At 35.8% G+C, this 23,977-nt stretch carries 24 protein-coding genes and 1 other annotated feature; of the genes, 5 read left to right on the top strand and 19 right to left on the bottom strand.

The genetic code is table 11. The annotated features are described in order from the left end of the window. Window positions 1–6 precede the first annotated feature (6 nt). The 5 genes from pheT to BN853_RS02595 form a co-directional block, all read right to left on the bottom strand. Complete coding sequence (gene pheT, locus BN853_RS02615) at window positions 7–2,352, bottom strand: phenylalanine--tRNA ligase subunit beta (RefSeq protein ID WP_030004392.1); 2,346 nt, start codon at window positions 2,350–2,352, stop codon at window positions 7–9. Continuing rightward, window positions 2,349–3,356 carry a phenylalanine--tRNA ligase subunit alpha gene (pheS, locus tag BN853_RS02610; RefSeq protein WP_030004391.1) on the bottom strand — a complete coding sequence of 336 codons (1,008 nt, stop codon included), beginning with the start codon at window positions 3,354–3,356 and terminating at the stop codon, window positions 2,349–2,351. The genes pheT and pheS overlap by 4 nt, the downstream gene beginning before the upstream one ends. Before the next feature lie 43 nt (window positions 3,357–3,399). Further along, window positions 3,400–3,603: a binding site (T-box leader), on the bottom strand. Then, complete coding sequence (locus BN853_RS02605) at window positions 3,599–4,369, bottom strand: Bax inhibitor-1/YccA family protein (RefSeq protein ID WP_030004389.1); 771 nt, start codon at window positions 4,367–4,369, stop codon at window positions 3,599–3,601. Its footprint overlaps the feature before it by 5 nt. Before the next feature lie 43 nt (window positions 4,370–4,412). Next, window positions 4,413–8,876: a PolC-type DNA polymerase III gene (locus BN853_RS02600; RefSeq protein WP_030004388.1), complete on the bottom strand. Its 4,464-nt coding sequence runs from the start codon at window positions 8,874–8,876 to the stop codon at window positions 4,413–4,415. Window positions 8,877–8,899: 23 nt separating this feature from the next. Then, window positions 8,900–9,685: a DUF1189 family protein gene (locus tag BN853_RS02595; protein ID WP_030004387.1), complete on the bottom strand. Its 786-nt coding sequence runs from the start codon at window positions 9,683–9,685 to the stop codon at window positions 8,900–8,902. A gap of 67 nt (window positions 9,686–9,752) precedes the next feature. Here BN853_RS02595 and mnmL point away from each other — a divergent pair, with 67 nt between their 5' ends. The 5 genes from mnmL to BN853_RS02575 all read left to right on the top strand — a co-directional run bounded on the left by mnmL (window position 9,753) and on the right by BN853_RS02575 (window position 12,424). Beyond that, window positions 9,753–10,691 carry a tRNA modification radical SAM protein MnmL/YtqA gene (mnmL, locus tag BN853_RS02590; RefSeq protein WP_030004386.1) on the top strand — a complete coding sequence of 313 codons (939 nt, stop codon included), beginning with the start codon at window positions 9,753–9,755 and terminating at the stop codon, window positions 10,689–10,691. Then, window positions 10,678–11,211, top strand: a complete 534-nt coding sequence (gene mnmM, locus BN853_RS02585) for a tRNA 5-(aminomethyl)-2-thiouridylate-methyltransferase MnmM (protein ID WP_052591170.1) — start codon at window positions 10,678–10,680, stop codon at window positions 11,209–11,211. The genes mnmL and mnmM overlap by 14 nt, the downstream gene beginning before the upstream one ends. A gap of 101 nt (window positions 11,212–11,312) precedes the next feature. Further along, on the top strand, window positions 11,313–11,486 hold the full coding sequence (locus BN853_RS08805) for a DUF4177 domain-containing protein (protein ID WP_030004384.1): 174 nt from the start codon (window positions 11,313–11,315) through the stop codon (window positions 11,484–11,486). 125 nt (window positions 11,487–11,611) lie between these two features. Next, window positions 11,612–11,965, top strand: coding sequence for a TMEM164 family acyltransferase (locus BN853_RS02580; RefSeq protein WP_030004383.1), 354 nt, complete (start codon window positions 11,612–11,614; stop codon window positions 11,963–11,965). 33 nt (window positions 11,966–11,998) lie between these two features. Then, a complete protein-coding gene (locus BN853_RS02575; protein WP_030004382.1) occupies window positions 11,999–12,424 on the top strand; it encodes a TMEM164 family acyltransferase in 426 nt (141 codons plus the stop codon). A 14-nt stretch (window positions 12,425–12,438) separates the two neighbouring features. On the opposite strand, the gene BN853_RS02570 is transcribed toward BN853_RS02575, so the two are convergent. From BN853_RS02570 to BN853_RS02505, 14 genes are all read right to left on the bottom strand, one after another. Then, window positions 12,439–12,903 carry an NUDIX hydrolase gene (locus tag BN853_RS02570; RefSeq protein WP_030004381.1) on the bottom strand — a complete coding sequence of 155 codons (465 nt, stop codon included), beginning with the start codon at window positions 12,901–12,903 and terminating at the stop codon, window positions 12,439–12,441. Next, window positions 12,896–13,360 carry an NUDIX hydrolase gene (locus BN853_RS02565; protein WP_030004380.1) on the bottom strand — a complete coding sequence of 155 codons (465 nt, stop codon included), beginning with the start codon at window positions 13,358–13,360 and terminating at the stop codon, window positions 12,896–12,898. The genes BN853_RS02570 and BN853_RS02565 overlap by 8 nt, the downstream gene beginning before the upstream one ends. After that, window positions 13,357–13,755: an OsmC family protein gene (locus tag BN853_RS02560; protein ID WP_030004379.1), complete on the bottom strand. Its 399-nt coding sequence runs from the start codon at window positions 13,753–13,755 to the stop codon at window positions 13,357–13,359. Before BN853_RS02560 ends, BN853_RS02565 begins: the two co-directional genes overlap by 4 nt. A 90-nt stretch (window positions 13,756–13,845) precedes the next feature. Beyond that, window positions 13,846–14,319, bottom strand: a complete 474-nt coding sequence (locus tag BN853_RS02555; RefSeq protein ID WP_030004378.1) for a hypothetical protein — start codon at window positions 14,317–14,319, stop codon at window positions 13,846–13,848. Next, on the bottom strand, window positions 14,316–15,728 hold the full coding sequence (locus tag BN853_RS02550) for a flotillin family protein (protein ID WP_030004377.1): 1,413 nt from the start codon (window positions 15,726–15,728) through the stop codon (window positions 14,316–14,318). The genes BN853_RS02555 and BN853_RS02550 overlap by 4 nt, the downstream gene beginning before the upstream one ends. 183 nt (window positions 15,729–15,911) lie before the next feature. Beyond that, window positions 15,912–16,757 carry a VOC family protein gene (locus tag BN853_RS02545; RefSeq protein WP_030004376.1) on the bottom strand — a complete coding sequence of 282 codons (846 nt, stop codon included), beginning with the start codon at window positions 16,755–16,757 and terminating at the stop codon, window positions 15,912–15,914. Window positions 16,758–16,829: 72 nt separating this feature from the next. Next, complete coding sequence (locus BN853_RS08735) at window positions 16,830–17,498, bottom strand: DUF1801 domain-containing protein (RefSeq protein ID WP_071386943.1); 669 nt, start codon at window positions 17,496–17,498, stop codon at window positions 16,830–16,832. 44 nt (window positions 17,499–17,542) lie between these two features. Beyond that, a complete protein-coding gene (locus BN853_RS02535; protein WP_030004374.1) occupies window positions 17,543–18,268 on the bottom strand; it encodes an HAD family hydrolase in 726 nt (241 codons plus the stop codon). 156 nt (window positions 18,269–18,424) lie between these two features. Further along, a complete protein-coding gene (locus BN853_RS02530; RefSeq protein WP_030004373.1) occupies window positions 18,425–18,841 on the bottom strand; it encodes a hypothetical protein in 417 nt (138 codons plus the stop codon). A gap of 47 nt (window positions 18,842–18,888) precedes the next feature. Next, window positions 18,889–19,284 (bottom strand): hypothetical protein, encoded by a 396-nt coding sequence (locus BN853_RS02525; RefSeq protein WP_030004372.1) that lies wholly within the window; start codon window positions 19,282–19,284, stop codon window positions 18,889–18,891. 329 nt (window positions 19,285–19,613) lie between these two features. Further along, a complete protein-coding gene (locus BN853_RS02520) occupies window positions 19,614–20,663 on the bottom strand; it encodes a Fic family protein (RefSeq protein ID WP_030004371.1) in 1,050 nt (349 codons plus the stop codon). A gap of 476 nt (window positions 20,664–21,139) precedes the next feature. Continuing rightward, window positions 21,140–22,210, bottom strand: a complete 1,071-nt coding sequence (locus tag BN853_RS02515) for a S66 family peptidase (protein ID WP_030004370.1) — start codon at window positions 22,208–22,210, stop codon at window positions 21,140–21,142. After that, window positions 22,203–23,084, bottom strand: coding sequence for a nucleotidyl transferase AbiEii/AbiGii toxin family protein (locus BN853_RS02510; protein WP_030004369.1), 882 nt, complete (start codon window positions 23,082–23,084; stop codon window positions 22,203–22,205). Before BN853_RS02510 ends, BN853_RS02515 begins: the two co-directional genes overlap by 8 nt. Then, window positions 23,081–23,671: a type IV toxin-antitoxin system AbiEi family antitoxin domain-containing protein gene (locus BN853_RS02505; RefSeq protein ID WP_030004368.1), complete on the bottom strand. Its 591-nt coding sequence runs from the start codon at window positions 23,669–23,671 to the stop codon at window positions 23,081–23,083. The genes BN853_RS02510 and BN853_RS02505 overlap by 4 nt, the downstream gene beginning before the upstream one ends. Window positions 23,672–23,977: the final 306 nt, after the last annotated feature.

Below are 23,977 nucleotides of genomic sequence, written 5' to 3'. Positions count from 1 at the left end.
TTTAAATTAGCTTCTGACTTCGGCTTTAAATTCGAATTGTAGACGGTTAAATATGCTTTTAACAATCTTATCAATATCTTGAGTCTCTAAGGTTTTTTCTACCGAATTAAACGTCATCGTGTAGGCAAGTGATTTCTTATCAGTACCTATTTTTTCATCCATGTAGACGTCAAAGAGTTTGATGTCTGTTAAAAATTTTCGTGCGGTTTGAACAATCAAGGCTTCAATCTTACTTGTCTCAATGTGCTTATCAACAACAAACGCAATGTCTCTTGTGATGGCAGGGTATTTTGAAATTGTTTTAAAGTTTGATTGTTTTTCAACTAACTTAAATAACAAGTCTAGATTGAACTCAACCGCGACGGCATCACTTTCTAATTTTGGGTGAAGTTTACCAATGTATCCAAGCGTTTGTTTTTGGTAAGTAATCTTGGCTTGAATGCCTGGATGGAATCCATCAATGTCGGTTGTTTTTTCAAAACTTGGGGTGATTTCATAGAAACTAAATAGTTTTTCAACCATCCCTTTTAACAAGAAGAAATCTGATCCAAGTGGTCTCTTTTGCCAGTTGGATTCGATGTAGTCTCCTGTTAGAATCATCCCTAGGTACGTTGGTTCTTCGTTGTGGAAATACTTACGTCCAATTTCAAAGAACTTGAGGTTGTCAAATTGTCTGGATTCGTGGTAAACCACGTTTTCATATAGACCATTAATGAGTGAGTGTCTTAAGACTTTACGATCATCACTCATTGGGTGTAACAACTTGATGATGTCTTCTGATTTTGGACAGAATAAATGAATGCTTTCTTCTGGTAGTAAAGAATAATTAATGACTTCATTAAATCCGAGCGCTCTTAATTGTTTTCTTAACTCAATGATGTTTTTTTGTTTGAAGGTGTATTTACCTTGTGTGACTTCTTTAGGTAGTGTCATTGGGATGTTGTTATACCCATAGATACGTGCAACCTCTTCAATTAAGTCTGCCTCAATTTTTAAATCGTCTCGGTAAGTTGGGATCAAATACACTTGATTTGACACGTGCATGATGTTTAGGCGTTTTAGTAAACCGTAAAGCTCTTCTTGTTTTAAGTTAATTCCTAAGGTTTTATTCACACGTTCTAGTGTTAATTCAATCCTAGTCGGCCGTTGAAATGCCGTACCAACAAATGTAATCTCTTTTGAGACGGTTGCCATGGTAATTTCTTGTAAGAGCGATGCAGCTCTGTTAATCGCAAGTCTTAATCTGGTTTCATCAATACCACGTTCAAATCGAAGCGATGAATCACTTCTTAAGTCTAGACGTTTCGAGGTTCTTCTGATGCTATTTTTATCAAAACTTGCGGCCTCAAAAATCACTTCAGTGGTTTGAAAATCAACCGCTGTATTAGATAGTCCCATCACGCCAGCTAGACAAATCGGCACTTCACCGTTGGTGATCAAGATGTCGTCTTGGGTTAAACTTCTTTTAACATCATCTAAGGTAATGATTTCTTCGCCTTCTTTGGCATTTCTAACCACGATTTTATTGGTTCTTAATTTCTTCGCGTCAAACGCGTGTAGTGGTGTACCAAGTTCTAATAACACGTAATTGGTTACGTCAACGACGTTGTTGATTGGACGAATGCCTGAGGCGATTAAGATCCCTCTTAACCATTCAGGGGATTCTCTAACAACGACTTGTGAGACGTGTCTTGCGTAGTATTTTGTACACTTATCGGTATCGAGTTTAACCACCACTGGGTTTAACTCATCGGATTCAACGACTGGTTTTTCTTCATAAACGACTTTATGTTCTAAGACCGCCCCTAAGTCATGAGCAAAGCCTAAAACACTTAATAGATCTGCACGGTTTGGTGTCAGTGATAATTCGATGGTGTCTTGATCTAGACCTAAATAAGGTCTTGGGTCAACCCCAAGTGGTACGTCTTGTTCAAAGTAATAAATCCCATCTTTAAACTTTTCACTGACGTATTTGTCTTCAATCCCTAGTTCTCTTAATGAACAGATCATCCCGTTGGATTCAACGCCTCTGATTTTAGAATGCTTGATCACAAAATCCCCTGGTAAAACTGCCCCTGGTCTTGCAACAACGACGTATTGACCTGCTGCGACGTTTTTAGCCCCACAGACGATTTGATCAACCTCACCATCACCAAAATCAACGGTTGTCACGTGAAGATGATCGCTATTTTCATGATCGACACACGTCAGGACCTTACCTGTAACAATGCCTTTAGCACTCACCCACGTTTGGTAAGACTCTACTTCAGTGATGTACTGATTGGTTAATTCATATAAGTTTTCAGGTACTGGATTAATGAAGTTTTTTAACAAATTTGTGGCTATTTTCATTTTTCCAAGCCTCCTTTAAATTGATTTAAGAAACGAACGTCGTTGGTGTAGAATTGTCTAATGTCATCAACGGCGTATTTTAAAATTGCCAAGCGTTCAATCCCAATGCCAAAGGCAAACCCTTGAACTTTTTGCGGGTCATATCCACCCATTTTAAGAACATTTGGATGAACCATACCAGCCCCTAAAACTTCAATGAAGCGACCATCTTCTGAGAAGACATCGACTTCAACTGAAGGTTCAGTAAATGGAAAATAAGACGGTCTCAAACGAATTGTACGTTCACTGCCAAAGAAATGTCTAATGACTGCTAAAAGCGTGCCTTTTAAATCCGCAAATGAAACTGACTCTCCAATCACTAAACCTTCAATTTGCATGAATTGATGGCTGTGTGTTTGGTCGTCATCGTCTCTTCTGTAGACCTTGCCTGGGCAAATGATTTTGATGTTTTTCCCCTCTGACTCAAGCATCGTTCTTGCTTGAACAGGTGAGGTGTGCGTTCTTAACAAACGGTTAACGTCAATGTAGAACGAGTCTTGCATCGCTCTAGCCGGATGGTCTTTTTCTAAGTTTAACATTTCAAAGTTATAGTGATCGGATTCCACTTCTGGTCCGTCTTTGATTTCATAACCTAACCCAATAAAGAATTGCTCAATGTCTTCTTGAACTTGGGTAAGTAAGTGTGTTGACCCAGTGACTAACTTTAAACCAGGCAGTGTCACATCGACTTGTTCTTTTTCAAGTTTTTCATTTAACGCTTTTTCTTCTAATACGCCTTTACGCTCATCAAAGATGAGTTCTAGTGCTTGTTTGGTTTCATTGATTAATTTTCCCACCATTGGTTTTTCGTCATTTGGTAAGTCTTTTAAATGAATCATCAAGCCTTGTAATTCGCTTTTTTTACCAAGCGCACTTGAACGAAGCAGTTGTAAGTCGTTTAAGTCTTGAATCTGATTGATTTGTTGTTCAATCTTTTGTTTGATTTCAACTAATTGTTCTTTCATTTTATCCTCCATTTTTCATAAAAAAAGTCCCTAGATTTAAAAATCTAAGGACGACTAATCGCGGTACCACCTTAGTTCTAAGTATGATTACTTAGCACTTGAATGCTTTAACGCAGCGTCTGCGGGTGTGATTAACACCTCTAAAAAGATGAATTCAATCCATTGAAGTCTCATACTCTCACCAACCGTATGTTCTCTTGGCACTTCAATTACATAGATTTACTACTTCTTTTATCTTTGATTTAATCTCTACTTCTGCTTGCTAAAATTGCTAATAATCTTAGGACTTGATAATAAATGTATACGATTGATACCATTAAACCAACCCCTACAGTCCATTCATAGCGCTTTGGCATGCCTTGATCAACTGCACGTTCAACGTGGTCAAATTGTAAAAGTAACATAAATGCCCCATACATAATTAAGACCAGTGATAAGAACAAGACTAAGCCACTGTTTGGGTTACCAAACAAAGTGTAGCTCATTTGTCCACCATCAAAGAATGAGACAATCCAAGTCAGTAAGAACGTTAATAAGATGCCCATACCTACCCCAATCACAAATCGTCTAAAACGATCAGTTACACGAATGATGCGTGAGGAATAGACAAACAACATCCCACCAAAAATACTCATCGTAATGATGACTGCAAGACCCACAATACCAGGGCCACCAAACGCATCACCAAATGCCGCACTATAGACGAGTGAAATGATGCCAAGTGAGAAGCCTTCTGAGATCGCGTAAACTGGTCCAAAAATATGAGCCACATTCGGTTTTAATGTTGAGACAAACACCCCAATAAGCCCTGTGATGATAGAAGCAACCAGTAAGCCCATGTATAACGATGGGTTTGATCCTGCAATCATTAAGGAACCAAAGGCAGAGCCAATCGCTAGAGCAAATAAAATTAATGTTTTTGCCATCACGCCGGTGTAGCTTGCGGCCTCACCTACATTGTCATAGACGCTTTGGCGTTCGATTTTTGAAAATACTGGATTATTATTTTTCATGTAAAATCACTCCTTACTAGAATATATTATAATCTTTTGTAATCTAAAGTGCAAACAATCCTTGTTCAATCACATCATTTTCCTCAATTAGGTCATCAAAAGACCCATAATCTTCCATCTTTTCAAAGACGGTTTTGTTGATTCTCGTGCGCTCTTTGACTTCTTTTTTCGAGGTAAATGGTTTTTCATTTCGTTTTTCAACGATGTCGTAAGCAACGTTCTCACCAAGGCCATCGACCGAGGTAAATGGCATTCTTAGGTTTCTGCCTTCAATCTTAAATTCGGTTGCCTCACTCAAGTTGATGTCAACTTTTAAGAACTTATGTCCACGTCTGGTCATTTCTAGTGAAATCAGTAACGTCGTTAAGATTGCTTCGTCTTTCACTGATAAATTAAACTGACCTTCTAAGTCTCTAATGCGATTTCTAATTGCATTTGATCCTGCGACCATCGTCTCATGTTCAAACTGAGTGGCACGTTTTGAGAAAAACGCACTATAGAATAACACTGGGTGATACACTTTAAACCAAGCAATACGCATGGCCATTAAAACATAAGCCGTCGCGTGCGCTTTTGGAAACATGTACTTGATTTGACTGCAGCTCCAAATATACCACTTAGGCACGTTATTACGATTCATTTCTGCTTCGTATTTCGCCCATTTTTCTTTATCTTTGGCTGGTTTACCTTTTCTAACGAACTCCATAATCTCAAACGATTTGAATGGGTCCATCCCAAACTGCATTAAGTTTACCATGATGTCATCACGACAGCCAATCACCTTATCGAATTCAATTTGGCCATACTCTTCTTTTTTGCCTAAGACCAAGTCTTGGGCATTTTTTAACCACACGTCAGTCCCGTGAGAAAGACCCGATATTTTAACTAATCCACCAAACGAACTTGGTTTAGTGTCTGATAACATTTGACGAACAAAGTTTGTCCCAAGCTCTGGAATCCCATAAGAGGCAACCTCACTGTTGATGTCTTCTTTTGAGACACCAATGACTTCGGTTGAACAAAACAGTTCGTAGACTTTTTTGTCATCCACTGGGATGTCTTGCGCACGTTTAAATGGAAATTCTTCTGGATATTTGTAGACATAGTCCATTAAGAACTTGATCATCGTTGGGTCATCGTGACCTAGGATGTCTAGTTTTAGTAAGTTATCTTCAAATGAGTGGTAGTCAAAGTGTGTGGTTTTCCACTCAGCGTTGACGTCATCGGCTGGAAACTGAATTGGTGTGACATCAAAGATTTCTTTTTCCTCAGGTACCACCACAATCCCACCCGGGTGTTGACCTGAGCTTCGTTTGACGCCTTCAATGTTTTTAGCCAAGCGTTCGACTTGAGCGTTTCTAACGTTTGCGATTTGTTTATCTTCTAGATAGCCTTTGACATAACCAAAGGCGTTTCGTTCGGCCACCGTTTGAATGGTCCCCGCACGAAAGGCGTGATCTGCGCCTAATAGTTCTTTAACGTAATTGTGTGCTTTTGCTTGGTATTCACCTGAGAAGTTAAGGTCAATGTCTGGCACTTTATCCCCATTAAAACCTAAGAAGGTTTCAAACGGGATGTCATGACCATCCTTTTGCATTTTAGCCCCACACTTCGGACACACACGGTCTTCTAAATCAAAGCCTGATTGGATTTGACTTAAATAGGGTTGAAATGCTTTTTCATCATCACTGATACCATATTGTTCTATTTCTTCTTTACTCATCTTAAAGACGCTAAAATCCCCATTTGGACAACGGTAATGTGGTTTTAGAGGATTAACTTCGGTAATCTCCATTAGAGTTGCTACTAAAGAAGAGCCCACCGAGCCTCTTGAACCAACTAAGTAGCCGTCATCAAGTGATTTTTTCGTCAGTAAGTATGAAATATAATAAATCGGTCCAAATTCATTTTCAATGATGTTTTTTAGTTCTCTAGTGATTCTAGCTGAAACGATTGGGTGTAGTGTTTTGCCGTATAGTTCATGGGCTTTACTATAGACCAATCGGTCAATTTCGGTTTTAATTGAGGTAACACCAAGCTTATCTCTAAACGCATCGTCTCTAAGTGAATAAAGTGATTTAGGGAAGGCTTGAATGAGATCAATCTTGTTATTTAATAGGTTCGTATTTTTAACCACGATTTCATGGGCGAGTTCACTGCCTAAGAATTCAAAGGCTTTAAGCATTTCATCGGTGGTTAAGAAATATTGAAGTGGGGCTTCGTCGTAGGAAGCCAAGTCGTGAATACCCCCACCAACGAGCTTAGTTCTAATGTAGATGTCACGGTAGATGGCATCCGATTCATTTAAGTAATGGACGTCACCTGTGGCAATAATAATTTTCTTTTGTCGTTTGGCTTCGTTAATGATCTTTTTAATTAAGCCTTGAATGATGCGATCTGCATCGACGCCTAAGTCTTGTCTTAAATGACGATACGCTTGAGGTGGTTGAACCTCGATGTAGTCATAATACGCAATCACCTCTGATAATTCCTCATCACTTCGGTTAAGTGCTGTTTCAAAGACTTCGCCTTTGTAACAACCACTACCGACTAAAATGCCTTCTCTAAAGGTATCAAGCACGCTCTTTAAAAGTCTTGGACCTTTAAAGAAATGTGTCGTTAGTGTGTCTGAGACCAGTTTAAATAGGTTTTTATAACCCACTTGGTTTTGAACCAACAAGTTGATGTGGTTTGGAAACCCGTGTTTCCAAGCTTCTTCTGTATTAATCACTTTATTGATATCCGAATGCAAGTAGATTTCTTTTTTAAAGAAGTCTTGAAGCATTTGAATGAACACATCTGCCGTTGCTTTCGCATCGGCAATGGCTCTGTGGTGTTGTTCTAATTTGACTTTAAAGAGTTTGGATACCGCTTTTAAGTTAAATCGTTTTAATTGGTCGCTGTAAAAATATCTAGCGACATTTAGTGTATCAATGACTGGAAATCTCTTTTCTTCTAAGCCTAATTTTTCCATATTGGCGTATAAATGGCCAATATCAAACGAGGCGTTATGTGCAACTAAAATCGCATCAGAGATAAATTCGATGAACTTAGGTAGTACCTCATTAATGGTTGGTGCGTCTTTCAAGTCATCATCGGTGATGCTTGTAAGTGAGGTGGTAAAATCCGATAATTTTTGTTCTGGGTTGATGAAATAGCTAAATGAATCAGTGATGGCTAAATTTTCAATTTTGACCGCAGAAATTTCAATGATTTTATCTCGTTGATTAGAAAGCCCTGTGGTTTCAATATCAAAGACCACATAGGTCGCGTTTTTTAGTAAGATGTCTTTGTCATCAAAGGCCATCTTAAATCCTTTTTCATCAATGAAATTGAGTTCCACCCCATAAATGGGTTTGATGTCTTTGCCTTTGGTGGCTTTGTAAATATCAGGGTAAGCATACAAACCGTCGTGATCGGTAAATGCGATGGCTTTATGTCCCCATTTAAGTGCTTGGTTGACGTAATCACTTGGTTCAGTCAGCCCGTCCATGTTCGACATCTTGGTATGTAAATGAAATTCAATGCGCTTTTCTTTTGCTGTATCTTTACGTTCTTTTTTTGATGTTTTTTCAATAAATGCAATCAAATTAGCAATGATGACCACGTCTTTGGCAAACGTGTCATAAGTCGCACGGCCATTACAATTGACGATATCGCCAATTTTATATTTTGAGGCTTCTTCAATGTCTTTTTCTTTATATAAAAACTGCTTAACAACAATCGCATCGTCCTCATCAGCAACCGTTAAGGTTAAGAGTGACGAGTTCTTAAGTGTACGAATTTCTTGTTTGATGATTTCACCTTCAATGGCGAAACTAGCATCCCCAACGGTGTTTTGATGCTTATCTAATTCGTAATTGTCTTTTGGTACTTGATTGATTGGTGAGACTTTGGTTGCTTTATACACCCGTTTGAAGTTCTTTAAATCTTGTTTTGGTTCTTCTTTATAACTTCTTTTTTGTGTGACCCTGGTTTCAATTTCTTTGATTGTATTGATTTCATCTGCTTCAATCAGTGTTTTTGTCTCAACCAATTCTTGTTTGACGACTAATTCAAAGGTCGCTTGTAGTCCGTATTTGTTAAAAAACTGATCAAAGGTCTTAATATGTCTATTTAAATGCGTCGAGCTTTGATCGATGTAGATTAAATACTTGTTTTCTTTAAACGTGACTTCGTAATTTTTAAATACTGAGATAGATCCTTTTTCTTCGACAATTTGATTAATCATCCACTGATAATAGAGCATCGCGTCTTTTTTCCAAGACTCTTTATCTTTAAACGAGATAAACCAATCCATATGCAAGACGTGGCTTGGGACTTTAAAGTAAAGCGATAACTGCTTTAAAAACAAGTCCAAACTATTTGGACTTGGTGCTTGATCAAATACGAGTTTAAAGGTCCATTTTTTGAGGTTTGGATTGACCTCAACCGTTGTAAGTGTTGCGGTATTTAACACGGCATCTTTAAAATTAGACTGTTTTATAAATAATTCAAACTTATCCACATGACCCCTCCTGATCGTATTATTTAGTCTTTTGATTCTTCTTTTTTAATCACTATTTTTGACATGTTTAGTAGCCCAGTGTAGGCTAGGCGCATATAAATATAAGGTAAGAATAACCCAATAAAGAATAACTCATCTACCCCATAAAGCTTTCCAATTAACAAAATCACCACGTAAGGACTTAAACTATAGACTGCCATCTTAAAGCGGTATGGGTATTTGAGTCGTTGTGGCATCATGCCATAAACAAACGCAATCAATAACGCTAGAATGATAAAAAGTGTGTAGTCTGCAAAAAAGCTTGAAATCACAAAAATCGTATTTCTTTGTGTTCTTGTGTTGTCAAATAACGTCACAATCGCTTGTTCAAACGTCTCTTTATCGGTTTCATTTGTTAGTGATAAGTCAATGTTTTCTAGGTTTAAATCTTGATAACTCAGTTCAATTAGCGTTTGGTTCATAAACGAAAATTGAACCCCGTTTTGAGCTAACACCAAATAGTATTCGCTGTCGTTTGACGCAGTAGTCGTAACGACAAACGGCCCAAGGTTAAACGGTGTAATCTCACACGCATTTGATAGAACGCCTGAGGTGATGTTACAGTCGATATTTTGTTTTTCTACTTGCGTACTTAATTGTGACAGCTCACTTGAACTTAACCCTGAATCAAATGAGAGTTCAATGGCCGTTGGTATCGTAAGCACCATAGTTAAAAGGAAAAGATAGCCTAATACGTATCTTTTCTTATCTTTTAAAAAGAATGCAATTTTACCTGGGGAAAACAAACTGATGTTTAATCGTTTAATCATATCAAAACCTCTTATCATTTATTATAACATATTTGTGTTGGTGTGTTAAAATACAATTGGTGATTTTATGAATCTGATGAATACTGAAAAACATTATAACACATTAAACAATTATTATCGAACCAAATATCAAAAAAAAGTCTTTAAAATCGCATTAAATGGCAACTTTACTTGCCCAAATATCGATGGTACCGTCGCCCGTGGCGGCTGTACGTTTTGTACGCCGCTTGGTAGTGGGGATTTTGCAGGTAATAAATATCAGCCACTAAAAGAACAATTTACAAACATCAAAGAAATGATGCACCTCAAATGGAAAGATGAGGCATTTTATGTCGTATACTTCCAAGCCAATACCAACACACACGGCCCAATCGAAAAGATAAAAGCACTCTTTGATGAGGCAATCACACTCGATCCAAACATCAAAATGATCTCGATAGCAACAAGACCAGATAGCCTAGGCAAAGACGTCCTAGACTACTTAGAAGAATTAAACCAAAAGATGCCAGTGCAAGTTGAGCTTGGGCTTCAAACGATACACCAAGAAACCTCAGATTTGATTAACAGGGCGCATGATCTTGCCTGTTTTGATGAGGCTGTTTTCGCCTTAAGAAACAGAGGCATTGAGGTCGTCGTTCACATCATTAATGGCCTACCTTATGAAACCAAAGAAATGATGCTTGACACCCTAAAACATCTAAACACGCTAGACATCCAAGGCATCAAGATTCACATGCTACATGTGATGGAAAAAACCAAAATGGGGTTTGATTATAAAAAGAACCCATTTCCGATTTTATCCTTAGAAGACTATGTCGATATCACGGTATTACAATTAAGACATCTAAGAAAAGACATCATCGTTCACCGTGTGACTGGTGATGCGCCTTTAAAACTCTTAATTGAACCCAAATGGACCATAAAGAAATTTGTGGTTCAAAACGAAATTGACAAACTCATGAGAAAAGAAAACTTCTTTCAAGGTGATCTTTATGAAGCATTATGAGATGCTATTTTTTGTTGATTATTATTTAAACACCCACGTCAAAAAAGATGACCATGTGCTTGATTTAACCTTAGGCAATGGTTATGATACACTAAAACTATCGACGCTTGCGTCTGTCGTCACGGCATTCGACATTCAAGAAAAAGCCATTTCAATCTCAAAAGAACGTTTGGATGAGCATAACATCAAAAATGTGAGACTCGTTTGTGACTCACATGAAAATTACCAAAACTATGTTAATCACGTCGATGGGGCCGTCTTTAATCTAGGCTACTTACCAAGTGGCGATAAAACCATCACAACCAAAGCGACGATAACCCTAGAAACAATCAAACGACTCTTAGAAGAACCTGATCTTCGTTTCATTCTAGTGACTTGTTACCAAGGGCATGAGGAAGGTAAGAAAGAATCTCTACTTCTGCTTTCTTATCTAAAAACCTTAGAAAAACCATTTCAAGTGAGTACCTACCAAATGCTCAATAAGACGGATGCGCCATTTGTGCTATTAATCGAAAAGTGAACCTCACTTTTCTTTTTTTATAAAAAATCATAAAACAATCTTTATTAATCCGTATTTTTATGCTAAACTATGCTTAGATAATGAATCAAAGGAGGTCACATATGTACGATTACAAAGTCGTTGCGATACGAATCAAAATGCTCAAAAATAAGGAAGAAAACGCAAAAGTGCTTGAAGAAGCCATCAATGAACAAGCCAGACTTGGCTACCGTTTAAATAAGATTACCACGGTAGATACATATCTATTTTATTTGACGTTTGAAAGAGAGTTATAAATTAACGCATTTTTTTACATTTCTCGTGTGAAAAATGCGTTTTTGTTTGATTCATCTATGCTTATTTCTGCCCTAATGCTATAATCTATTTTATTTTATAAATGTATTATATGAGGAGAACTGTTATGCAACAAATTTTAGAATTTTTAGATTACAAAATGAAAACCCCCATTGCTTATGAATCATTTTCTGAGAGTTGGTTTCATTACTTGTTTTTAGTATTGATGTTTCTGATGATGTTTTTGGGTGTCAAATACGCTAGGAAAACCACCACAAAAGAACTTAAGAAAACCTTACTGCTTTTAGGCTTATTCATGATAGTTTTTGAGATATACAAACAAGTTATTTTTACCTTTGAGGCAAACGACTATCAGTGGTATGCGTTTCCCTTCCAATTTTGTTCAACCCCAATGTATTTGTTTGTCCTTTATGGTATATCCAAAACGAACGACTTGAAGGGCACTTATTATCTTTTTTAGTCCACTTACGGCTTTTTTGCAGGCATCGCAGTCATGTTGTACCCATCGACTGTTTTTGTTGAAACCATTGGTATTAACATCCAAACCATGGTCCATCATGGATTTATGGCTATCGTTGGCGTGAGTTTATTGTTATCAAAGGTTCAATTTACCTTCAAAACCATGAAACAAGCCATGACGACCTTTGGTGTTTTAGTTCTTAGCGCCATTGTGTTAAACGGGCTATTTAATCTATTGATCAACGATGGTACATTCAATATGTTTTTTATCAACTCACGATTTGAAAATGGGTTACCAGTATTATCGTTAATTGAGCCTCACGTACCACATACCTTATTTGTCCTCATTTACTTCTTCGGATTTAGCTTAGTTGCTTATCTAATGCTCTTATTTGGTCAAGCGCTATCTAGACTCTTAAGTAAACATACAAAAATGAATAATCATTTAAAAAACGACTAAAAAATTAGTCGTTTTTATTCTCTTGTTGTAATAAAACTAACATCGTCTTTGATGTTTTTTAACGCTTCTGCAAAAAACTTGGGGTAAGCCTCAAAGGTATGATAGGTATTAATGGGTAGGAATACCATGTGTTCTTTTACGCCTTCAAAGCTATAAGAGTCACTTTGAATGGCACCTAGATTATCTTTCATTAAGTAATAAAAAGCAAGTTCATGAAATGGCTTATCACGAAACGTGAAAAAGTTTTGATGAACATATAATAGCCGATCGATTTCAAGTCTAAGTCCGGTTTCTTCAAACACTTCTCTTATGACGGCTTCTTCGGTGGTTTCGTTTTGTTTGACTGCACCACCGACCGCGTAATAATAACGATCCTGTTCGTTTTTTACCATGAGCACCTGTTGGTCTCTAATGATAATACCACACGCTCTTAGGCGAAATTGTTGCCCTTCATTTTCAAAAAATATGTCTTTATTCATGTGTTTCTAAAAACTGATGACTAATCAGTTTATCTTTCTCATAGTATAGGTTTAGTCTAAAAAATGGTCGTTTTTCTTCGATTGCCTTTAAGAAGATTGGATCGCCTTCCCATAAATTGAGCTCATAGACCTCTGATTGATTGACGTAATAAAAACTACCTTCAATGGTTTCTTTTAAGGTGCCTAGATACTCACTTGAGGTAAACAAGTGCATTTCTTCAGACTCAAACGTATCGGAATGAAAATAGACGATGCCGTGGTAATGATAACCAGTCAATTTAAATCCGGTTTCCTCATAAACTTCTCTTAATAGACATTCGGTAACTGACTCGCATGGCTCAACTTTTCCACCCACACCAATGTACTTACTGTGGTTGGGGTCATTTGTTTTTTTATCTCGTTTTAACATTAAGTACGAATCGTCCTTAATTAGATAACAAAGCGTTGTCTTTTTCATTCGTTTATAAAGATGACTTCTAAGTTAATCTGTGCGACTTGCTTGATGGTTTCATGAATCGAACAATAATCCGCGCCAAGTTTGGCCGCTTTTTTTAGTTTTTCATGGTCAGACCCGCCTTTAATCGTTAGTGTTAAATCGACCACTTCTAAGGTTTCAGGTATGGTGGTTCTCTTTTTACCATCAACCGTCACAATCGCTTCATCAAAAGATAGTCTCATCTTTTTTGACACACTTAAGAAAGTGGCGTAAAAACAAGACCCTAAGGCCCCAAAAAGCAGTTGATATGGTCTAAAGTCCCCTTGTTCCATACCGATTGATAGGCTCGCTTGGTTCGTTTCTAAGGTCCCTTTGAACTGGTCATTAAACGTCATTGATACAAAATAATCACTCATCGCTAATCCCTCTTTTCATTGATTCTATTTTATCACAGCTTTGTTTTTTAAATGAAAAGAAGTTAACCTTGCGGTCAACTTCTGTATGTGTTACTCGATGACGATGGTCTTTGCCCATTGGAAATAAAGTGATTTGTTCTTTTCCAAGTTTTTAGATAAACAACCAAAGTTCATGGTGTAGAAATGATCTTCGCCTTCAAATGTCAGTAACATATAACCAAAACTTTGGTCATTGACCACCGATTCATAATACGCGTAACGATACCCATCCTCACTTGTGTGAACCTCAGCTGTTTTTCCTGCTGATGCTAATACTTGTGTGGTGTACTGACTTAAGCTAGACACGCCAATATAAGAAAGTGATTCTTTACTTTCGCGATTTGACATAAAGATGTGGTCATTCGATTCCAAGTAAAAACCCACTTGCACCACTTCTTTTTCAATGAATCTATCAGTAAGTGTGATACTTACCCCATTTTTTTCAAACGTTTTCTTTTCTGTTTGACAACCAACCATCAAAGAAAGCAGTAAAAATATCGTTACCACTTGTATGGTCTTTTTCATTGGTCACTTTCCTTTTTACTTGCGTCTTTGGTTAGTTTAGCTGCACCAAACCCAGCCAGTAATGAAGCTAGATCAAGTCCTGTGGCTTCTTTAACCGATTCAAGTACTTGAGTCGATGAATTAATCACATCAGACATTAGTTTCGTGTTATTACCATCACCATACATAACGATCTTATCGACCTTCGTTAGTGGTTCAGCCGCTGCTTTAACGATGTTCGGAAGCACATTTGAGTTTAGAACTAATTCTAATACCGCAGCACTTTCCATTTTTTTCATGGCTTCGGCTTTCTTTAGAATCGCTTCGGCCTCAGCCAAACCAACCGCTTGAATACCGATGGCTTTTTGTTCTTGTTGGAAACGTTCAGCTTCGGCTTGTAGTTTTACCGCTTGAGCTCTACGTTCTTCTTCGGCTAGGGTTGCTTCTGCTTCTTTGGTTCTAACAAATAATTCAGCTTCAGCTTTTTGTTCTCTGGCGTAACGTTCGGCTTCTGCCGCTTTTTTAATGCGTGCTTCTAATGTTTTTTCTTCAACTTCAACTTCTTTGGTTCGAAGTTCAATTTCTTTTTCACGCTTCGCAATTTCAGCGTTTTGTTTGGAGATATTGATGGTTTTCGCTTCGTTGGCAAACTGAATTTCATATGAAGCGTCCGCAGTTGCTTTGGCAACGTCGGCCTTTTGTTTTAACTCAGCTTGTCTTAAGGCAAGTGAGTTATTTTGTTGTTCAATTTCTAACTCAGCTTTGATTCTTGCGTCGTTGGCTAACTCTTTGGCTTTTGAGGTTGCAATTTCAACTTCTTTTTCAGAGTTTGCTCTTGCGATGCTCGCGTCTTTACGAATTTGTGCGATGTTGTCAACCCCAAGGTCATCAATGACGCCATTTTTATCTGCGAAGTTTTGAATGGTGATGTTAACGATATCTAACCCCATTTTCTTCATATCGGCAAGCGCTGAGAGTTTCACTTGTTCAGCAAACTTATCACGGTTTTGAACCAACTCGCGTAGTTTCATTTGCCCAATGATTTCACGCATGTTACCTTCTAAGACTTCTTTTGCAATTTGTTTAACATCTTCTAAGGATCTTGTCAAAAAGATTTCGCCCGCAAGTCTAATCGATGCTTCATCGGATTGAATCTTGATGTTTGCCACCCCATCCACGAAGATGTTAATGAATTCATTGGTTGGTACCGCTGAACTCGTACGAATGTCGACTTGAATCAAATCAAGTGGTAACATATCGATTCGTTGAATAAATGGAATACGTATGGTTGCCTTACCTGTTACGATTCTTGAGCCTCTTGGTCCTGTAATAATCACGGCCTTATCCGGTCTTACTTTTACGTAGGATGCCGCAAATAAGATGATTAGTAGAACAGCTACTAAACCTAAAATAATCAATACATCGGTCATTGTTAAAATCCTCCTGTCTAAATTATATATTAATCATTATTTTTTATCAATCGTTTTTTTAACCATCTAGGACTTTTTAATCACTCTTTTTTATCTTTTTGTTGGTTAAGTGCAACGCTTAACGAGCGGTAAAAAAAATAGAACCTCATGGGCTCTACTTGTATTAAGCTATTGATTTTTGATTTACAATGCTAATTGAATCGTTAGCCCAAATGGATCGGTAACCTGATAAACAGAAGTTGATTGGTCGACGTTATAGCCTGAGGCAACCAACCGTTTGACCACATTACTTCTTGTTTCTTCGTCATTGAAGATTAGACGGTAACTCTTGATGCCTGATTGATTGTTTTGTCTATTTTTAATGTTTGTCCCAAGCCACGTATTTAAGCCAATGTGGTGGTGATACCCACCAAAACTTAAAAATAACGCTTGATTGCCGTAAGCTTGAATCAAATCAAGTCCAAGAAGTCCCACATAAAAAGCTTTCGCTTCTTCTAAATTAGACACATGCAAATGAATGTGACCTAAGACGGTTTCTTCTGGTAATTTCGTAAATGGTCGTGGGTTTAACTTCATGAGTTTTTCCACATCAACTTGTTCTGTCACCATTTCAATTTGACCGTTTTTTCTTGGCCATAACTGTGGTTCATTATCCGCATAGACCTCAATCCCATTACCTTCAATGTCGGTAAAATACACGGCATTAGATACCCCGTGATCTGATAAGCCCTCAATTAACTTTAAGTCATTAAGGTATAATAAGTAAGACGCAAAGTCTTTCATGGTTGGTAGTAAGATGGCTAAGTGGTATAACCCACTTTGTCTTTCGTAAGCTTTTATCGTGTTTTTATTATTATAGAGCTTAATGAGTGGTTTATTGGATACACCTAATAAAACCTCATCACTTGATTCTTCTAAGGTGGTTAGCCCTAAAACCGTTTCGTAATATTTTGTCATTTTTTCTAAATTCACAACCTCAAGTGTAATGACACCTAAGTGCGTGGTTGGTTTTTGATGAAATTGATTCATAAGATCCCCTACTTTCAATTTCATTTTAACAGTTGGATATCCTTGATTCAATCAAATTGCTTCGAATTTGAATTAATTAGTGTAGCACTCCCTTAGCGCAAGCGCGACTTCAACGATTAAATCATAAGGTATTGTGTTTTTCTTTAGAAACAATAAGTTGCCTTTATCGTTTTTATAAGGTGCGATTTTATCACTCAGTGGATGCTCTTGAGGTAATGGCGGGAAAATACTAATGTGTTTTTTAAATGCTGCGTAATAAAAAAATGGTTTTTCATCAAAGAGACTTGGTACCCCGTAGTGAAGGCGTTCTACCGCGTTAGGAAAGACTTGTTTTAGTCTTTCTCTTAGGTGGTTCATAATTACTTGATTTTCTTCATCTAGATTTTCAATATAAGCTAGAACTTCACCTGTTTGACTACTCATCACCTTTTTCCTTTTAGGCTTAGCTACATCAATAAGGCATGCTAGCTGTCTAGAAACCTCTAAAGTTAATGCCTTGTTCTCAATGTCTAGTATGTAGTGTTCTTTGGCACCAACGTAGGGGAACCCTACCTCATTTGGCTGAAAAAACGACTTAATTTCATCTAGTTTCTTCACATAGACGGTGTTATCACAAACCAAAAACATTGGTTTATCATCCACATAAACCATGTACTCACCAAACATATTTTTGTACCTAACGTTAGTATACCCACTGAGTTGCTCTACTACAAATTCGATATAATCTTTGTTCGTTGACAATCGAATCACCCCTTTACTCTTTTTCAACTTAAATCATGTTTAGATTACTTCGATTGATTCTTTAACTCTAAATTGATAATTGCCTCAATCGAATCAATCACTTTTAAGCCTTTGGTTTGTAGTCTCTTATCGTGATTACTCATCAGATAGCCATCAAAAGCTTCTAACATCTCTAGGTCATTTTCACTGTCACCAGCGGTAATGACACGATAATCTTCCTCGAGATAATCTAATAAAACTTTAATGGCAACGGCTTTATTCGTATCGCTTGAAATGATTTCTATGTAGTCTTGTGTTTCTCCACTGACCACGTAGGTTTTAAGCTTCTCTTTTGTGTAGTCATTAATTAACGCTCTTACCTCAAAACTACCTTCTTCTTTAAAGAGCGTATAGCTCATCTTGATGACTTGATCTAACTCACTAAGGACTGAACTATTCTTAAATTCATCAATAAAAAGGTGTGAATGACATCGTTTCTTTAATGGTTCTAACAACTGATCCACACCAATCACTAAATCCATTGCCATTGGATAAGAACGAATCACTTTTTCTTGATCTAAAACCAGTGCTCCGCTTGCTAGTATCAAGTAGTCATAATTTAATGAAAATCGGTTTGCTTCTTTCATAAAACTCTCATAACTTCTGCCTGTAGCAATCACAAGTAAATGACCTTGTGAACGAACGGAATTCATTAAATTCATATTTTCTTTTAACTCCAAAAAATTCCGATAATACGTCCCATCGTAATCAAACACAAACATCTTCTTCATATGACTCCCTCAATTGTTATCCCATTTCTAAATGACTTTTTATTTAGATTCCCATTACTCAATAATCAATCTATGTCGTTTAAAATAGAGACATCAAATCACTTATTTTGATTTCTATCATGACACTTTCTTACAACCTAACCGATTGATCATTAATCAATCTAATTCTTCTTTGGTTCGATTGGGCTCATATTTCTTTCCAACAATTTTGTTAGATAACCAGCGTATTGATTTAGTAAGCCAAAAAATGAAAATAAGCCACCAAGTTAGCAGGATAAAGATCGCCATAAAAAGTGTCTCAATTAGTTTATCTTTTTTCGATAACTCTATTTTCTTATTGTTATAGTCCATAAGGATTAATTCTCCAAGTATATGAAGTCCATCTTCTTTTTCAATTATGTTTGATTTGAACCAGTATCCACTAGAATGACCTGCTCTTTGAACACCAAATAAAATCTCATCATCACAAACAAAACGGATTCGATAATCCGTTTGAGGATCTTTATCTACTATTTTGCAATTTTCAATAAACTGTTTTCTTGAATCAGGATATGTATACATAAAATTCTTCATTTGCTAGAACCTCAGTCTTAAGTTTTATGTAACGCTTTAAGGCTTTTTTAGTGCAATCTAGATGCCATTTCTTTTAATAACCCATTGAAATCAAACGCCTTATACTCATGTCTAATGATTGAGTTCTCGACTTCATCAGGTGTGCACCCAGCCAGGTAATAACAATATTCATAATGATCATGAAAAAAATCTAACCCTATATTCTTATTACCAAAGCGCAAATTAATTTGTAAATCTAGCGTACCATTTTTAAGCTTATCGACAAACACTTCGATTAAGTCAAAATCGTGTCCTTGAAGTATTATTTCTAATTCGCCATTCACGTACATACTTAATAAATCTATTTGAGGACTTTCGTCTTTATTAACGGTCTTCAAATATTTCTTTGCTTTACTTTTACCTAAAAAAGTGTTTTTTGGTGCTTTTTTAACAAATAATCCCATAACTAGACCTTCTTTCTTGATGCAACTTGTTCTATTCTTCAAATCTCTTAACGAACGATGAAATGACATAAAAACCGCTGATACGACCGAACTGCTTGTGAATTGAACCTTTTGTGTATCACAGTAACATCAAAATCGACCGATATATATTTGCCTTTACAGGCTTGAAAACCATCAAAAAACCAAAGCAACCTAATTCAGTATCAATTAGTGATACTTCTCATGTTTTTCGTCAATTGATCGTTTATCATGTAAATCATTTCTAAACATATGTTCCTAAGCCCTACCTAATACACCATAACCAATTCACCTTTTGCTCATTGATGATTTTATTCCTTAACAAGATTTAGCAATTGGACATTTTTATAGATTACTTCTTTGCCTAATTGCTCAGAAACAATGAAGCCTTCTTTTTCAAGCAGCTTTAAGTACTTAGTTGCAGTTGCTCTAGATATATTCAAGTTTTCTCTAAAAAACTCATTTTTTGTATACATGTAAGAAAACAAATGCTCGACTATCTCATAACGATAAATATCTGGCAATCGTTTTTTCAGCATTTCATTTGTTAACTCTATCGATTGATTGATTCTTAATATGAGATTGATTGTATGTTTAGAAGTTTCAGAAATACCTTTTAAAATGTATACAACAAAATCTTTTATATTTAATATGTCATCATTGCATTTTTTCAAAAGATCGTAATATTGTGACTTGTTTTCAATAATGTACTTGCTTAAATAGAGTATCGGTTCAGACAACTTTTCTTTTAACACTAAATACAGTATATTTAATATTCTGCCTGTTCTACCATTTCCATCATAAAATGGATGAATACTCTCAAATTGGAAGTGGATTAAAGCCATTTGAATCAATGGGTCGTAATCATTATTTTGATTGATGAATAACTCAAGATTATGCATGAGTTCACGAATCTCTGTTTCATTTTGTGGCGGTGTGTGTACAACTTCATTGGTTTTATCGTTAATGATTACTGTTCCAGGAAGTTTTCTAATGCCACCTTTATTCGGCTCGATGACATTTTGAATGTCTACAAGTATATTTGTACTGATATATCCTTTTTGTCTCATGATCAATAATCCATGATCGATTGCATGCTTGTAATTTATGACTTCTTTAGGTTTTCCTCCAATAGGTGTCTTTGATACAATCTCTTTGAATATTTCATCATAGGTCGTAATGATATTTTCGATAGCTGATGAGTCTTTTGACTCACTAAGATTAATTAAACTCAAAACAATTCCAGAGTTTGGAAGTATTCTAAGTACACCTTTTAACTCGCCTATATGATGATTCGCAGTGTTGAGTTCTTTTAATATTTCTATTTCATTTAAATCTATATTAAAGGGCAGTTTATTCACATTATCACCTCGTGACTAATAATTTGTTTTTTTTATCCTCATCATCATATTATCACACAAAAATAGTCACGTCAAGTCTTCGAGGATAGTTTTCGACATTATTTAGTCACGTTATAACTATACGAGTTATTCGTTTTTAGATTTTTTTTACATTCTATAAACGATTGAACATCTAAAAAAAGGAGCATTTAATTACTATTTAGGGGGTTAGATGCTTCTTGTTCTATTGTACGAATGGCTTTGTTAATCCGTTTTTAATGTAAGCAATGTCACACTCTCTACGTGCGTTGATACGACTAGATTGCTTGCAAAATCAACCTTGTATGTATTGAAGAAACATCAAAATGAGCCAAAATATGTTTAACTTTATTAGGTTGAAACTTGATCATAATACCAAAGCAACATAAATTATATCGTATACTTGGTCAACACAACAAACATTTACTTATGTTATAAAATATAGTAGATATCAATCACTATTCAAATATTTTTTCTACTACTGAAATTGACTTGTTATAAAAATCAACTTTCCCTTTAATCCCGTAAGGAATAATGGTTCTTGGAAGTGCATGTCCAAAGTTTAAGTTATATACTATGGGTAAACCCATATCATTTGATATCTTCAATAATACTTCTTTATATTCGTGATAATAGACCTCATCGTATGGTTTACCAACTAATAAACACTTGGCACGACTTATGACACCTTCTTCGATTAAAAAGTATAGCATTCTATGAAACTTTTCTGGCGTTGGTTTTTCTTCACTTGTTTCAAGGAATATGATTTTGTCGGAAAAATAATCATTGTTAGGAATTAACCCATAACGATTATAAATATGCCTTTGATCTAGATACCTCTCACTTGTATACAAATCATAGATACTTTCTAGACAACCACCCCAAAAAACACCATCAATGACACCCGATCCATTTAAAAACTCATGCCCTTTGTCTTCATCTATTTCGTTAAGTGGCACAAACATTTGATCAACATCATAGTTTGATCTATTCAAGTACCATTTCGGACTAGATTCTATTTCAAATGATTCATCGTTTATAAACAGTCTCTCGTAGCTTTTTCGTGTATATGGAATCATTTCCTTTTGTAGTTCACAAAGATCTGATAAAAAATTTAACCCGTAATAAGTAACTAATCCCAATTTATTTAGCATTAAATGATTATTGGTTGAATCTGAAAACCCCACAAAAACTTTCGGATTTGAATGTACTGTTTTTTTAAACTCCTCATTCATGAGATATGGTATCGTTTTATAAGTATCATCACCACCTATTGCACAAATAATACCATTTATAGTTGGATCTTTAAATGCAAGCATTAAATCGTCTGCTCTATAATTGGGATTGTTTTTTATAAAGTTTAAACCTTTTAGCGTATTGGGCATAAAAACAGGTTCAAGACCAAGTTCTTTTAATCTTCTTATACCTAGTTCTAATTGATGTTTTACTTCAGGTTCACCTAAAATGCCTGAAGACAGGCTAACAATAGCTACTTTATCACCTTTTTTCAGTTTCTTAGGTTTAATCATTAGTTTCCTCCAAATCGACTTTAATTTGTTCCGTAATGGATTTAAAAAAATTATTGCTCCAAAGGTCTAAGGTAGCCTGATCCTTAATAAATGGTCTAACGTCTGATTTCGCAATATCATAATCAATCTCATCGAATCGTTTTTCCAATATATTAATTAAAAAATCCTTTGACAATTTGATGTTTTCGTCAATTGTTTTAGTTTGTTTCAATCTAGCTTCTAAATGTTTTAAATTCACTTTTGTATCTAAACTTAAATAATAGACATAATCATACAAATCTCTGCCCTTTATGTGGTTCTTCCAACTTCTAGCAATCACAGCATGAATTTTGCCAGCAAATAACGATGAGGCATCATAAACTCGAACTTGGTATGGGAATGGTAATAATCGAAACTTAATTTCTGTCTGTGCGTATAGTGGGGGATTTACATCAACTTCAAACTTGATGATAATCTTTTCGTTATGAATAATAAGTCTAGAATCTGATGAACTTGAATAAATCGTAATCAAGGTTTCTTTTGTATTACCTTTGATGAAAGCTGAATCAATATTTGAGTTTAGCGTCTTATCCTTTTTGGAAACTTCAAAATTGAGTCCAAGTGAGTTTACAGCGTCACTTATTGGTTTAAAATATTTATCTATATCGAAAGTATCATCTGATACAAGTAAGCTAAAGTCCAAATCCTCACTAAATCTATCCATTCCGTAAAAAATCCTTAAAGCTGTTCCACCATAAAAAGCAGCGTGATTAAAAAAGTCAGTTTTAGAAAGACCAGCCAACACCACTTCTTGTAAAACTTCTTTTATTGCATGCTTCTTATCTTCTAATGTTATGGGATTATACTTATTAATCATTTGCTCTATAATTGTCATTTCATATACTCACTTTCAATGTATTTTCTTAAGTACTTCATATTGTTCGATATGTATTTATCAGATAAAAATAGTATTTCATCAAAGTTAAGTTGTTCAAACATATCTTTATTTACCCGTAAATCCTCAAAAAGCAGTCTCTTTAATTCTTTGATACTTGTTACTGGTTTTCTGTTATATAGTAAATCACATAGTGCTTTTTCTGGGCTAGCTATAAAGCAAGCATACCCGTCTTCTTCATAAGCTTTTACTGAATAAGGAAATGCAGCATTTGGAACATCTCTATAGGTATAAAGTCCGAAATGATTTTGATAAACCTTACTTTTTCGTTTGTTGAATGTAGCACTCGTATAAACAACAACTCTTTCAGGAATGAGATTATGATATGAAAGTGCATATTCGAAAGATAAATAGGATGGTCCATAAATATATGAAGCAAGTAAAAAACCATCAACAGAGCTTTCTGTTTCATAAATGCCTCGTACAAGAGGAAATAAGAAACCATTATCAATATCTCTTTTGATTTTGCCATTAATATCCGTATAACTCTTATACTTTTCTTTTAAGTTTAATGTTGTAACAATCATATTATTTCCTCCACTTAATTTTATTATATGCTATTATCTGGAGAAAATCAATATATTATTGGCGGATGAGTGTTTCCTTGCTAAAGCAAAATATATGTTTAATGCATCTTTTGATGTTTCCACATTACGCATAAAACAAAAAAAGAAGCATTTAATCCTATTTAAAGAATTTGATGCTTCTTGTTCTATTATATGAATGGCTTTGTTAAGCCGTTTTTAATGTAAGTAATGTCACACTCTCAACGTGTTTCGAGTTGCCTTGATAGCTATCAAAACTGAGTTCTCAACCCCTATGGTTAAGGTGGA

It is taken from the genome of Paracholeplasma brassicae, from assembly GCF_000967915.1.
In the GTDB taxonomy this organism is placed as follows: Bacteria; Bacillota_I; Bacilli_A; order Acholeplasmatales; family UBA5453; genus Paracholeplasma; species Paracholeplasma brassicae.
Note: the sequence above shows the minus strand (reverse complement) of the source record. Positions and strands in the feature narration are given on the sequence as shown.

Excerpts from the sequence above, each read along its gene's own strand:
- BN853_RS02555 (WP_030004378.1), bottom strand. The coding sequence starts at position 14,319 with ATGAAAAAGACCATACAAGTGGTAACGATATTTTTACTGCTTTCTTTG.
- BN853_RS02580 (WP_030004383.1), top strand. The coding sequence starts at position 11,612 with ATGCAACAAATTTTAGAATTTTTAGATTACAAAATGAAAACCCCCATT.
- BN853_RS02535 (WP_030004374.1), bottom strand. The coding sequence starts at position 18,268 with ATGAAGAAGATGTTTGTGTTTGATTACGATGGGACGTATTATCGGAAT.
- BN853_RS02545 (WP_030004376.1), bottom strand. The coding sequence starts at position 16,757 with ATGAATCAATTTCATCAAAAACCAACCACGCACTTAGGTGTCATTACA.
- BN853_RS02525 (WP_030004372.1), bottom strand. The coding sequence starts at position 19,284 with ATGGGATTATTTGTTAAAAAAGCACCAAAAAACACTTTTTTAGGTAAA.
- BN853_RS08805 (WP_030004384.1), top strand. The coding sequence starts at position 11,313 with ATGTACGATTACAAAGTCGTTGCGATACGAATCAAAATGCTCAAAAAT.
- pheS (WP_030004391.1), bottom strand. The coding sequence starts at position 3,356 with ATGAAAGAACAATTAGTTGAAATCAAACAAAAGATTGAACAACAAATC.
- BN853_RS02560 (WP_030004379.1), bottom strand. The coding sequence starts at position 13,755 with ATGAGTGATTATTTTGTATCAATGACGTTTAATGACCAGTTCAAAGGG.
- BN853_RS02550 (WP_030004377.1), bottom strand. The coding sequence starts at position 15,728 with ATGACCGATGTATTGATTATTTTAGGTTTAGTAGCTGTTCTACTAATC.
- BN853_RS02515 (WP_030004370.1), bottom strand. The coding sequence starts at position 22,210 with ATGATTAAACCTAAGAAACTGAAAAAAGGTGATAAAGTAGCTATTGTT.
- BN853_RS02575 (WP_030004382.1), top strand. The coding sequence starts at position 11,999 with ATGTTGTACCCATCGACTGTTTTTGTTGAAACCATTGGTATTAACATC.
- BN853_RS02570 (WP_030004381.1), bottom strand. The coding sequence starts at position 12,903 with ATGAATAAAGACATATTTTTTGAAAATGAAGGGCAACAATTTCGCCTA.
- BN853_RS02595 (WP_030004387.1), bottom strand. The coding sequence starts at position 9,685 with ATGATTAAACGATTAAACATCAGTTTGTTTTCCCCAGGTAAAATTGCA.
- BN853_RS02530 (WP_030004373.1), bottom strand. The coding sequence starts at position 18,841 with ATGAAGAATTTTATGTATACATATCCTGATTCAAGAAAACAGTTTATT.
- BN853_RS02565 (WP_030004380.1), bottom strand. The coding sequence starts at position 13,360 with ATGAAAAAGACAACGCTTTGTTATCTAATTAAGGACGATTCGTACTTA.
- mnmM (WP_052591170.1), top strand. The coding sequence starts at position 10,678 with ATGAAGCATTATGAGATGCTATTTTTTGTTGATTATTATTTAAACACC.
- mnmL (WP_030004386.1), top strand. The coding sequence starts at position 9,753 with ATGAATCTGATGAATACTGAAAAACATTATAACACATTAAACAATTAT.
- BN853_RS02505 (WP_030004368.1), bottom strand. The coding sequence starts at position 23,671 with ATGATTGTTACAACATTAAACTTAAAAGAAAAGTATAAGAGTTATACG.
- BN853_RS02605 (WP_030004389.1), bottom strand. The coding sequence starts at position 4,369 with ATGAAAAATAATAATCCAGTATTTTCAAAAATCGAACGCCAAAGCGTC.
- pheT (WP_030004392.1), bottom strand. The coding sequence starts at position 2,352 with ATGAAAATAGCCACAAATTTGTTAAAAAACTTCATTAATCCAGTACCT.
- BN853_RS02510 (WP_030004369.1), bottom strand. The coding sequence starts at position 23,084 with ATGACAATTATAGAGCAAATGATTAATAAGTATAATCCCATAACATTA.